Here is an 11,372-nt window from a genome sequence, read left to right on the forward strand (position 1 = left end):
TATCGGATCGGTATAATGTACATAAGGCACTTTGTTAAATGGCAAAGTCAATCCAATAATTCCAATTTTTGCTTGTGTTCCGTCGCCATCAGACACATTTAAAATATAATATTCCGGAAACGGCGTCGTAGAAGATTTGAAAAATGGTCCAACTGCATCGCCTTTTTTATGAAATGTATTTGAAGAAATCCAAGTGAAGTCTGATTCGTCAATACGCGACTGGATTTCATTTTCCTTAATATCAAACTCGTGATTGCCAAAAACAACAAAGTCCATTCCTGCTGCATTTAAGGACTCAATCATTTGCTTGCCACGAATACTCATTCCTTCATATTTTAAACTGTTATAAATAGAAGGACTCACAAAATCTCCACCCATCACCAGAAATGTATTGTCATTTTTTTCTTTTTGTTCTTTTTTTAAAGTTGCAATACGGGCAATTCCTCCTTCTTTTCCTCCAGAAAGTGGCGCTATTTCATAAACATCATTGACTTGGACAAAAACGACCTCTATTTTGCCATCATCCTTAGTTGATTTGCTTTTATGAAATATGGAACAAGAACTTGTGAACAGTAAAATTGAGAAAGACAGAAGCGCATAATATTTTTTCATAAGAGTTAGTTTTAACGCAAATTAAGCATTTTACGAACTGAATAAAAATTTAACTTCTTTTAAAGCTACTCATTATTAGAGTTTCACATAAAAAAATGGGAATAAGTTTTAAAAACCCATTCCCATTTTAAAATAATTGTGCTTGCTGCAATTCTATTTCAAAGACTTTTCTTGAAGATTAAGCGGTTTCAAGATTACGTTTTGATTTTCTATATGTGTAATTGTCGTAAATGTTTCTTTTGGCAAAACGATTGAGTTTATCACTATTGATCATTTTAATATAAACTTGTTTGGTCACTCCAAAATACTCATAAGTAGATCCATCCTGAAAAACAATTTCCAACAACAATCCTTTATGTGAAAAATCGGCAATCCCCGAATTGGTAATCGTATGGGTATAATCTTCTAAATTTGCTGAAATCGTTTCTGGTGCAATACTCACCAAAAAATGATAGCCGTCAATAATTTTCCGGCTTTGTATTTCAGCTTCTTCACGCAAAGGATCTCCAGCTTGAAATTTATCAGGATGCCATTCTTTCACTAAATCGCGATAAGATTTTTTTAAAGTCTTCAATTCAACATCCTTTTCTACTCCAAAGAGTTTCTTGTATTCATTTATGCGCTTCATACCAAATTTTATTTGAGGGCGCAAAAATACGTGTTAATATCCAATGAATTACATTTTTTTGTTGTTTATTTTCCCCACAATAAAGTATTAGGTTCTGATACTGAAACTGACATTTAGATTAGTAAAAAAATCTTATTTTACTAAAATTACAAGTTGAATCAAGAATGACCTTAAGTTTTATTTACTTAGTCTTTCAAAAATATACCAACTTTCCATAAAACAACGTTAAGTACTTTAAAGACCATACTTTTTAAATTATATTTACATCGTTTCTAATTAATTATTCATTCATTTTATGAACACGTTTTTAAAACGCCTTTTGATTACCCTAGCCATCGTATGTGCTGGACTATTTTTATACTCTTATTTTGTTGAAGATATATTTTCTAAACGGCTCAGTCCCAAAGATACCGTGAAATTTGAATTGAACGACACTAAACTGGAAGTAAGCTATAACCGACCTTTAAAAAAAGGACGTGAGGTTTTTGGTGCTTTGGTGCCGTATAACAAAGTTTGGCGTACCGGAGCCAATGAGGCAACAGTATTTACGTGCAATAAAAACCTAATTATAGATGGTGTTTTGGTGCCTAAAGGAAAATATACACTCTGGACCATCCCGAATGACAGCGTTTGGAAAGTTTTTTTTAACACCAAACAATATACTTGGGGCGTTGATGAGCATATGCAACCCATGCGCGAACCAGAATTTGACCTTAATGAAATTAATGTACCCGTATACCATATCAATGAAACCGTAGAACAATTTACCATTGCTTTTGATAACAGTACAGATAATTTAAAGATGACCATGGCATGGGATCATACCAAAATTGAAATCCCAATCAAGATCAGTAGTGAGCAATCAGAATAGGTAAATTTAAAAGAGTTTGAGCACCAAACCTAAAAATTCGGCATTACAAGAAAATGAAGGTGTTTCTCATCCTGAAACCACTAACAAAACTGCTATAGCTACTATTAAAAACAAGCGACAACAACTGCCATCCGTTGATGAATTTGTAAAAGGCATACTTGCAAAAGACCGCACCATGCTTAGCAGGGCCATTACATTGGTAGAAAGCACCAATCAACTACATTTAAAAAAAGCCAATGACATCATCCAACAATGTTTGCCCTACGCCAACAAATCGATAAGAATTGGAATTACAGGTGTTCCTGGTGTTGGAAAAAGCACTTTTATAGAAACTTTTGGTACATTTTTAACGTCTTTAGGAAAAAACATTGCTGTGTTGGCTGTTGATCCGAGCAGCAGTTTGACCCGAGGTTCTATTTTGGGCGATAAAACCCGAATGGAAGAACTAACCAAAAACGATAAAGCTTTTATCCGCCCATCACCATCAGGAACGTCATTGGGCGGTGTGGCACGAAAAACCAGAGAAACCATAATATTATGTGAAGCCGCAGGATTTGATACCATTTTAATTGAAACCGTTGGCGTTGGCCAAAGCGAAACAGCTGTTCACAGTATGGTCGATTTCTTTTTACTGTTGAAACTGGCCGGTGCCGGTGATGAACTGCAAGGCATTAAACGCGGTATTATGGAAATGGCAGATGCCATTGTTATTAATAAAGCCGAAGGCGAAAACCTTAAAAATGCTAAAATTGCAAAAGTTGAATTTAATAGAGCTTTGCATTTATATCCACCCAAGGAATCGGGATGGCAACCCAAAGTTTTATTGGCAAGTGCCCTTCAAAACACAGGGATCGCGGAAGTTTGGGAACTCATTGAAAACTATTTAAATCTTTCAAAAAGCACTCATTTTTTTGAGCACAATCGGAATGAACAAAACAAATTTTGGTTGCTCCAAACGATTGAAGATCGATTGAAATCGGATTTTTATAATAATCCTTCCATAAAAACTGAATTAGAGCTTCAATTAAAACACATTCAAAATGGGGTAACCACACCTTTCGCCGCGGCAGAAGTTTTATTAAAATTGAAATAGCATTTGAAAAATATAATTAACTCGCGTTAATTGCTGAGCATCCATCAAATGTTATTTTTTTACGCATTAAAAGTTTCAAAATCAAATCTTCTGACAATATATTGGTAAAGGTAATAAAACAGCAGGCCTGTGGCACCTCCTAAAACCATTCCAACAATAACATCCAACGGATAGTGGACACCAATGTAAATTCGGCTATAACCCATCGCGATCGCCCAAACTATTAAGATGTAAATCAAATAATTAAATCGTTTTTTTAAGATCAAACCAATAAAAATAGCGATGGCCATGGTATTGGATGCATGTGCCGAGAAAAATCCGTATCGACCACCGCAATGTGATTTAACAAGACGCATCTGGTCTATCAATTCTGCCAAATGACATGGTCGCAAACGGTGGAATCCGTTTTTAAAAAGATTGGAAGTCTGATCGGTAACTACAATCATTAATGCTACCAATACAATGATAACCAAAAAGGGTTTTAAAGTTTTTTGCTTAAAAAGCAGATAAAGTAGTAAGGCATAAAGCGGAATCCAAGTAAATTTTGCAGTGTAAACCAACCAAAACGAATCCCACGTTTGGGTGCCTAAACTATTTAAAGTTATAAATAAATCAGTATCCCAATTTAAAATCTGATCCATCCTTATTCGTTATATCTTTCAATTTCACGATCGTAGAAATCAGTAGCCTGTTGAATTAGATTTTCTGTTTCCGAAGCAATTTCTTTTTCGTCATGCTCATCAAATTCTTCCATCCATTCTACTTCATCGTCTTCAAGATTTAAAATAAATCTTGGAAATTCAGTATGAATAATATAAATGGCTTCAGGAAAATCGGTGTTATCGCCGAGAATGAATTTTGGTAGTTGCATTTTTGATAGCTTTATGAAAGGTTAATGTACAAAAATATCAAATTTAATTGATGAAATGCGATATAGTTTAATTTGTAATGCAAGTAAAAAACAATCATAAAAATCAGTTTTTTTGACCATCAAAGACAAAAATGATTTAAAATTTATAGTTATTTAGCCAATTCAATCATATTATAAATTCAACTGATTTGTTCGAATCCAATTTATCAAGAAGGCAAGTTTGAAACTTCGGATTTTATGAGTTTTTTGGTCAATACATTAAATCTGATAAACAATAGTATGGCCGCACTGGTAAGTCCGGCAATAAGTCCCATCCAAATGCCTTCACTGCCAAAAACATCTTCTTTACCAAAATAATAACTTATAGGAAACCCGATGGCCCAATATGATATGAATGTTAATAGGGTTGGGATTTTAACATCTTGAAGCCCTCTAAGTGCTCCAAGTGCTACAACCTGCAAGCTGTCACTGATTTGAAAAATAGCGGCCAATAAAAGTAATGTAGAAGCGATGGAGACCACTTCTCTGTTGTCGAAAGCATTTATAGGATCGTCAAGATCAACATAAATAGTTGGTAAAATATCATGCAACAAGAAAAACAGCAACGCTGAACCAACCGCAACAATAACACCCAAGAAAAAGATGGACATAGCAATACGGCGCAGTTCGGTAAAATTATTTAATCCTTTTTGGTTGCCCACTCTAATCATGGCCGTAACGCTTAGTCCTGACGCCACCATAAAAGTCATTGAAGCCATGTTTAATGCAATTTGATTTGCCGCCTGCGGATTTTGTCCCAACGTACCACTGAGCCAAACGGCAGCGGTAAAAATGGCAACTTCAAAAAACATTTGCATCGCGCTTGGCAATCCAATATTGATGATCTTTTTAAGCATTGGCGATTCGAGAACAAAAATTTTGATATTGGTGACATACGCTTTCGATTTTTCACGAGCTCTCAACAGCCACCACAAGAAGAACACCATGACCACCCTTGAAATCAACGTACCAATGGCTGCGCCAACAATTCCTAATTCTGGAAAACCGAACTTACCAAAAATCAAAAGGTAGTTCAACAATACATTAATCAGGTTGGCCAAAATGGTCGCATACATAGGATATTTTGTTAGCGACAAGCCATCACTAAACTGCTTAAATGCTTGAAAAATAATAAGTGGAATCAATGAAAATGCTACCAAATCCAAATAAGGAATCGCTAATGCCACCACTTCTTTGGGTTGGTCCATGACATTCATTAACGGCTTGGCCAAAAGCAGCAACACAAACAATATAATCCCTAAGGTCGTACATAAAAACAATCCATGTTTTAATGCCGATTTTCCCTTTTTGAAATTTTGTTCGGTATCGGCCTCAGCCACCAAAGGTGTGATAGCCGTAGAAAAACCAATTCCCAAAGACATCGCTATAAAAACAAAACTATTGCCTAATGACACGGCGGCAAGTTCTGTAGCTCCCAACTGGCCAACCATGATATTGTCAATCAGGCTCACAAAAGTATGGCCTAGCATCCCGAGCATTACTGGTGCCGCTAAGTTTAAATTGTACTTAAATTCTTTGGTATATTGTACTAAATTCACGTGAAAATTTTAAAAATGCAAAGGTAAGTGTTTGTGTATCTTTATTAATCTTTTTATAATTATATTTCAGAATCAAAACACCAACAGACTGAAAGTTATTAACTTACAACAAAATTTTGTTGATAAGTTAACACCATATAATTGTGAAAAATCCTAATATCTATTAATTTTACAAAACAAAATAATCACATGCATTTAACACGCATGTTGTTTAAAACAAATTAAAAACTATTGAAAGTTTTAGCTATTATTTTAGAGGGATTTAAAAATTATTGTTAGAACATTTCAAACTAAGAAGGGGAATTCTCCCCTTTTTGCTTGCTATAAAATTTGGTATTAGCCATTAAAACAAGTATTCCACCTGCCGTTTAGCGGTTTTATATTCCGCAATCATATCCTCTACAATTTTTGCGACCGGTTTAATATCGTGTATCAATCCAGCAATTTGACCTATTTCCAATTCGCCTTCTACTAAATCACCTTCAAACATACCACGCTTTGCTCGTGCTCTTCCCAATAAGCTTTTTAAATCCTCGGGAGTTGGGCTAGTTTTATACAATTCGACGATATCATTGTAAAACTTATTTTTAATGAGTCGTACCGGTGCTAATTCTTTTAAAGTAAGTTGAGTTCCCCCTTCTTGTGTGTTAATTACAGTTTCTTTAAAAGCTTGATGTGCCGAACTTTCTTCACTGGCCACAAATCTGCTCCCTACTTGAACACCATCAGCACCCAAAACCATTGCAGCCAACATGCCTTGCCCTGTGGCAATACCACCCGCAGCTATAAGTGGAATTTCTAAAACTTCTTTGACCATCGGGATTAAAGTTAACGTCGTACTTTCCTCTCTTCCATTATGTCCGCCCGCTTCAAAACCTTCGGCAACAACGGCGTCCACGCCAGCTTCTTGTGCCTTCAACGCAAACTTTACGCTACTGACCACATGAATTACCGTAATACCACGCTCTTTTAACCAAGTCGTCCAAGTTTTTGGATTACCGGCAGAAGTAAAAACAATTTTGACGCCTTCTTCAACAATAATATCCATGATTTCCTCAATATTTGGGTATAGCATGGGCACATTAACACCGAAAGGCTTATCGGTTGCTTTTTTACACTTTTGAATATGTTCACGTAAAACCTCAGGATACATGGATCCTGCGCCAATAAGACCCAAAATTCCCGAATTACTTGATGCTGATGCCAATCGCCAACCACTGTTCCAAATCATTCCGGCTTGAATAATAGGATATTGAATTTTAAAAAGTTCGGTAATTTTATTCGACATGTATGATTTTATGAATTTATTTTTAAAAATGATGTTTTTAAAATGGTGGAAAGAATATTAAAATAATAGAAAATCGAATTTCCAGTAAAAAATATACTGGAAATAGACAATGCCAATTTAAGAAATTACTCCCGAACCTACTAATTCGTCATCAAGATACCACGCTACAAATTGACCTTCGGTAATAGCGGATTGAAGTTCATCAAAAACCACATAAAGTCCGTTATCCATTTGGTGCAATGTTGCCTTTTGAAGTGGTTGTCGGTATCTGATACGCGCCATGACATCCATGGTTTTGCCAATCTCCATTTTTAAATCTTCACGAATCCAATGTACTTCATCCGGGTTGACGAACAAAGCTTTTTTGAGTAGTCCTGGATGATCATTGCCTTGACCGGTATAAATCACGTTCTCATCAACATCCGTCTCAATTACAAAAAGTGGTTTTACTGTGCCGCCTACGGCCAAACCTTTACGTTGACCTTTTGTAAAATAATGTGCACCTTGGTGTTTGCCTACTATTTTTCCGTCAGAACTTTGATACTTCGTTTTGCGTGCCAAATATGCCAATTCGTCCTTTTTATTAGTAAAATCAGGCGTTTCTTGTTGGTAAACACCTGCATCTGAAGACACCTCTACAATAGTACCTTCTTTGGGTTTCAACTTTTGTTGTAAAAACTCGGGCAATCTTACTTTACCAATAAAACAAAGGCCTTGCGAATCCTTTTTATCCGCAGTTATCAAATCTTGTGCTTTGGCTATTTTACGAACTTCCTGTTTGGTCAATTCGCCAATTGGAAATAATGCTTTTGACAATTGCTCTTGCGAAAGTTGGCATAAAAAATAAGATTGATCTTTAGTATTATCTACGCCAGCAAGCAACTGATAAATTTCTTTTCCATCTTTTTCAAGCGTTCCTTTTCGGCAATAATGACCTGTTGCGACAAAATCCGCACCCAGATCGAGTGCAATTTTCATGAACACATCAAACTTGATTTCACGATTGCAAAGTACATCGGGATTAGGCGTTCGTCCTTTTTGATATTCGTCAAACATATAATCAACAATACGTTCTTTATACTGCTCACTCAAATCGACCGTTTGAAACGGAATTCCCAACTTATCTGCCACTAACATGGCATCATTACTATCATCCAACCATGGACATTCATCAGAAATAGTTACAGAATCATCATGCCAGTTTTTCATAAACAGGCCAATTACCTCATAACCTTGCTCTTTTAACAAGTATGCGGCAACACTAGAATCTACACCACCCGAAAGTCCTATTATTACTCTTTTCATTTTGCAAAATTACGAAGATTACTGTAAACAAATTGAAGTTGAATCCCGATAGTTATCGGGAGAATTTGAAGTTGAAATTGAAGAAACCTGCAACTTGAAATCTAAAACTTTGAACCTGAAACCTCTTCCCTACTGCTTTATCGGATTTTTACTATAAACAGTATAATCCTTTTCTTCGGTCAGCGCACCATTTTCATAGTATTTCCAAATACCATGTTTTTTATCATTTCTATAAACTCCTTCGGCCAACAATTGCCCGGCCGAATTAAAGTATTTAGCCAAACCATCAAGTTTATCTTCTTTATACAAAAACTCCTTGATCACCACGCCATTTTCAGAAAACACTTTTGAAATCCCTTCTTGTTTTCCGTTCTTAAAATTGGCTTGTTCGGCAAGTTTTCCATTTTGATAATACACCAACTTTTCACCATCCAGTTGACCTTTGTTGTTATAGTTTTCGACGGTCATGATCCCGTTTGTTTTATTGTGATAATAAATCCATTTTCCAACAAACAATTTACCTTTCATTTGGCCTTCACTGATCAGTTTTCCTTTAGATGAATAAAACTTTACAACAATACTGTCATCCGTGGCCGAAAACTCACGCGTAGCACTTAAAACGCTCTTTTTTTCAACGAGTTTATAAAACTTAAATAACCCTATTTCTTTGCCATGCTCAAAAACACCTTCATATTTAGGCTGATCGGTATTATCAAAATTCTTACGCCATTGTCCATGACGTTTCCCTTCACTATCCACTTGATTAATGAGATCTTGTGCAAATATTGGTGTCAGAAATAATACTAACATTCCCATTAAAATCGACGTCCGTTTCTTCATTTTTAATTTTTTATAAAAGAATACTTACTAATCACTTGATAACAAACAGATCAACTCAAAAAATAGATAATTATTTCAAAAGGCCAAAATATGTTTCGCAATCCATTGATAAATTTCACCGTTTGTTACAGACAACAATGCCTCTGAAAAACTCGGAGGCATTGTTAAAATTATATGAACATGGACAACTTTAGCGTTTTCCTTGTCGTTTTTGTTCCTCAGCTTGTTCCATCATTTCTTTCATTTTCTTTTGGAACTTACTTTCTTTTTTAGGTTTTGCCTTATTCACCTGAATTTGTGCATGGATTTTATCTTCATCCAAAATAAAATTCTTGATAACGATCATAATTCCAATACTAATCAAGTTGGAAATGAAATAATATAAACTCAATCCAGAGGCATAATTATTAAAGAAAAACAACATCATGATTGGCGACAAGTAAATCATGTACTTCATCATCTTGGCCATATCAGGCATTCCTTCTTGCGTTGGTTGCGTTGCCATTTGTTGCCCTGTGGTCATTTTCATATAAAAGAAAATAGCGATCGAGGCCAAAATAGGGAATAAACTCACGTGATCTCCATAAAACGGAATCTTGAATGGCAAATCTAAAATGGTATCATACGATGATAAATCATCGGCCCAGAGGAAACTTTTTTGACGAATATCAAACGCAGATGGAAAAAACTGGAACAAGGCATAAAACACAGGCAATTGGATCAATGCCGGAATACAACCTGCCAACGGACTTGCCCCTGCTCTAGACTGCAACGCCATGGTTTCTTGTTGGATTTTAAGCTTGTTGTCTTTATATTTTTCACGAATAGCGTCCATTTCTGGTTTTATGATCTTCAGTTTTGCTTGAGATAAAAACTGTTTGTACTGAACAAACGACAGACAAAGTTTGATCAAAATAGTCATGACCACAATGGCAATTCCATAAGGCATAAAAGAACCTAAAAACCCAAATAGCGGAATAAATAAGTAACGGTTAATCCAACCAAAAATACCCCAGCCCAATGGTAAAACTTCATCTAAATTTCGGCCATAGGCATTTAAAATCTTATAATCACTTGGTCCATAATATAGATCCATGCTTTTATTAAGCTCTCCACCTTCTAAAACTAAGGGTAATTTACTGGCAAATGCCTTGGTGAAAATCGTATCAATATCTTCGTCCTGAACTAAATTTTCCGATTTAAAATACCCCGTTTTAAACGGTTGATCAGCAAGAAGAATTGATGTAAAGAAGTGTTGTTTGTTGGCAATCCAAGTAACATCCTTAGCCGTATCATCGGTAGTTTTACCTTGACCTAAATAATCATCTTTTCCACCATCGTATTCAAAAATAAGCTCGGTATATCTATTTTCATAAGAAATACTTTTGGCGTAACGGTAGGTTTTAATGGTCCAATCTAGGTTGACTTCTTGCGAACTATTGATCACATCATTCAATCCTTGTGAACGCACATGAAAACCAAACATATAATCATCTGGCTTTAACTCATAGCGATATTCCAAAAACTTACTTTCAGATACTTTAAGTTTCATCGAAACTATGGTGTTTTCACCATTTTTGGATACAGTAGGCTCAAAATAAAGATCTTGCGTATTTAGATTTCTGTTGTCGGTGGTTGAAAACGAAATATTGAAAGCCGCATTGCCATCTTTAATAATATAGATGGGCAGCGAATCATGATCAACAAATTTTTTGAGTTTTACTTCTGAAAGATAGCCGCCTTTATTACTAAATTTTAATTGTAATAAATCGGTTTCCACCAAAGTTTCATGATCTGTAGCCGATGGCAAGGTTGAGGCATAGGCAAATGCACCCAATTTATTTTTCAATCCTTCTAATCGCAACGAATCAAAAGCTGCGGTATTTGAATAGTCGTCTGTAGTAGTAACGAAAGTATCGTTTTTAACTTCTGCTTTTTTATTAGCCTCTATCTGGGCTTGTTTTGCTCTTTCTTCTGCAGCCAATTCTTCGGGAGTAGGTTGGTTCTGCCAAAGCATGAACAACAATATTCCAAAAATAAGTACGAATCCTATTATCGAATTGAGATCAAATTTCTTTTCTTCCATTTATTTGATATTCAGACTTGAAGGGTTATAAAATCTAGTCAAGTCTTTTTAAGTTGGTAAAATTATTTTTTAGTTCGGTTTTTCAGCGCAAAAATGCATCCAAATTTATTTTTTTGCCATAGTGGCATGATTTTTTTCATTTTTATAATTGACAGCAGCTTTAACGAAAGCCACAAACAA

The 11,372-nt window shown here is 35.4% G+C and carries 11 protein-coding genes; 2 read left to right on the forward strand and 9 right to left on the reverse strand.

Annotation, left to right across the window (positions count from 1 at the left end; translation table 11 throughout):
- Nucleotides 1-612 (reverse strand): metallophosphoesterase (locus VNJ50_RS00190; protein WP_325577898.1); only part of this gene is annotated, 612 nt, incomplete at its 3' end.
- 178 nt (nt 613-790) lie between these two features.
- Nucleotides 791-1,240 carry a KTSC domain-containing protein gene (locus VNJ50_RS00195; protein WP_325577900.1) on the reverse strand — a complete coding sequence of 150 codons (450 nt, stop codon included), beginning with the start codon at nt 1,238-1,240 and terminating at the stop codon, nt 791-793.
- Between the two features lie 295 nt (nt 1,241-1,535).
- Between VNJ50_RS00195 and VNJ50_RS00200 the strand changes: the two genes are divergently transcribed.
- Both VNJ50_RS00200 and meaB read left to right on the forward strand, forming a co-directional pair.
- Complete coding sequence (locus tag VNJ50_RS00200) at nt 1,536-2,111, forward strand: DUF2911 domain-containing protein (protein WP_325577902.1); 576 nt, start codon at nt 1,536-1,538, stop codon at nt 2,109-2,111.
- A 16-nt stretch (nt 2,112-2,127) separates the two neighbouring features.
- Entirely contained in the window at nt 2,128-3,204 is a 1,077-nt protein-coding gene (gene meaB / locus VNJ50_RS00205; protein ID WP_325577904.1) for a methylmalonyl Co-A mutase-associated GTPase MeaB, read from the forward strand.
- A 59-nt stretch (nt 3,205-3,263) separates the two neighbouring features.
- Here meaB and VNJ50_RS00210 read toward each other — a convergent pair whose 3' ends face one another.
- The 7 genes from VNJ50_RS00210 to yidC form a co-directional block, all read right to left on the reverse strand.
- Nucleotides 3,264-3,845, reverse strand: coding sequence for a phosphatase PAP2 family protein (locus tag VNJ50_RS00210; RefSeq protein ID WP_325577906.1), 582 nt, complete (start codon nt 3,843-3,845; stop codon nt 3,264-3,266).
- A gap of 2 nt (nt 3,846-3,847) precedes the next feature.
- Nucleotides 3,848-4,075 carry a hypothetical protein gene (locus VNJ50_RS00215; protein WP_325577908.1) on the reverse strand — a complete coding sequence of 76 codons (228 nt, stop codon included), beginning with the start codon at nt 4,073-4,075 and terminating at the stop codon, nt 3,848-3,850.
- A gap of 206 nt (nt 4,076-4,281) precedes the next feature.
- Entirely contained in the window at nt 4,282-5,673 is a 1,392-nt protein-coding gene (locus VNJ50_RS00220) for an MATE family efflux transporter (RefSeq protein WP_325577910.1), read from the reverse strand.
- Nucleotides 5,674-6,016: 343 nt separating this feature from the next.
- Nucleotides 6,017-6,961: an NAD(P)H-dependent flavin oxidoreductase gene (locus VNJ50_RS00225; RefSeq protein ID WP_325577912.1), complete on the reverse strand. Its 945-nt coding sequence runs from the start codon at nt 6,959-6,961 to the stop codon at nt 6,017-6,019.
- 117 nt (nt 6,962-7,078) lie between these two features.
- Nucleotides 7,079-8,266 (reverse strand): tRNA 2-thiouridine(34) synthase MnmA, encoded by a 1,188-nt coding sequence (mnmA, locus tag VNJ50_RS00230; protein WP_325577914.1) that lies wholly within the window; start codon nt 8,264-8,266, stop codon nt 7,079-7,081.
- Between the two features lie 129 nt (nt 8,267-8,395).
- Nucleotides 8,396-9,106, reverse strand: a complete 711-nt coding sequence (locus VNJ50_RS00235; RefSeq protein WP_325577916.1) for a toxin-antitoxin system YwqK family antitoxin — start codon at nt 9,104-9,106, stop codon at nt 8,396-8,398.
- Nucleotides 9,107-9,296: 190 nt separating this feature from the next.
- Nucleotides 9,297-11,192 carry a membrane protein insertase YidC gene (gene yidC / locus VNJ50_RS00240; RefSeq protein ID WP_325577918.1) on the reverse strand — a complete coding sequence of 632 codons (1,896 nt, stop codon included), beginning with the start codon at nt 11,190-11,192 and terminating at the stop codon, nt 9,297-9,299.
- Between the last annotated feature and the right edge of the window lie 180 nt (nt 11,193-11,372).

The sequence above is a fragment of the Gelidibacter sp. genome (assembly GCF_035577925.1).
Classification (GTDB): Bacteria; Bacteroidota; Bacteroidia; order Flavobacteriales; family Flavobacteriaceae; genus Gelidibacter.

Bases quoted from the DNA above. Each gene is read 5' to 3' on its own strand.
- VNJ50_RS00195 (WP_325577900.1), bottom strand. From the start codon at position 1,240: ATGAAGCGCATAAATGAATACAAGAAACTCTTTGGAGTAGAAAAGGAT.
- VNJ50_RS00200 (WP_325577902.1), top strand. From the start codon at position 1,536: ATGAACACGTTTTTAAAACGCCTTTTGATTACCCTAGCCATCGTATGT.
- VNJ50_RS00210 (WP_325577906.1), bottom strand. From the start codon at position 3,845: ATGGATCAGATTTTAAATTGGGATACTGATTTATTTATAACTTTAAAT.
- VNJ50_RS00215 (WP_325577908.1), bottom strand. From the start codon at position 4,075: ATGCAACTACCAAAATTCATTCTCGGCGATAACACCGATTTTCCTGAA.
- VNJ50_RS00225 (WP_325577912.1), bottom strand. From the start codon at position 6,961: ATGTCGAATAAAATTACCGAACTTTTTAAAATTCAATATCCTATTATT.
- mnmA (WP_325577914.1), bottom strand. From the start codon at position 8,266: ATGAAAAGAGTAATAATAGGACTTTCGGGTGGTGTAGATTCTAGTGTT.
- VNJ50_RS00235 (WP_325577916.1), bottom strand. From the start codon at position 9,106: ATGAAGAAACGGACGTCGATTTTAATGGGAATGTTAGTATTATTTCTG.
- yidC (WP_325577918.1), bottom strand. From the start codon at position 11,192: ATGGAAGAAAAGAAATTTGATCTCAATTCGATAATAGGATTCGTACTT.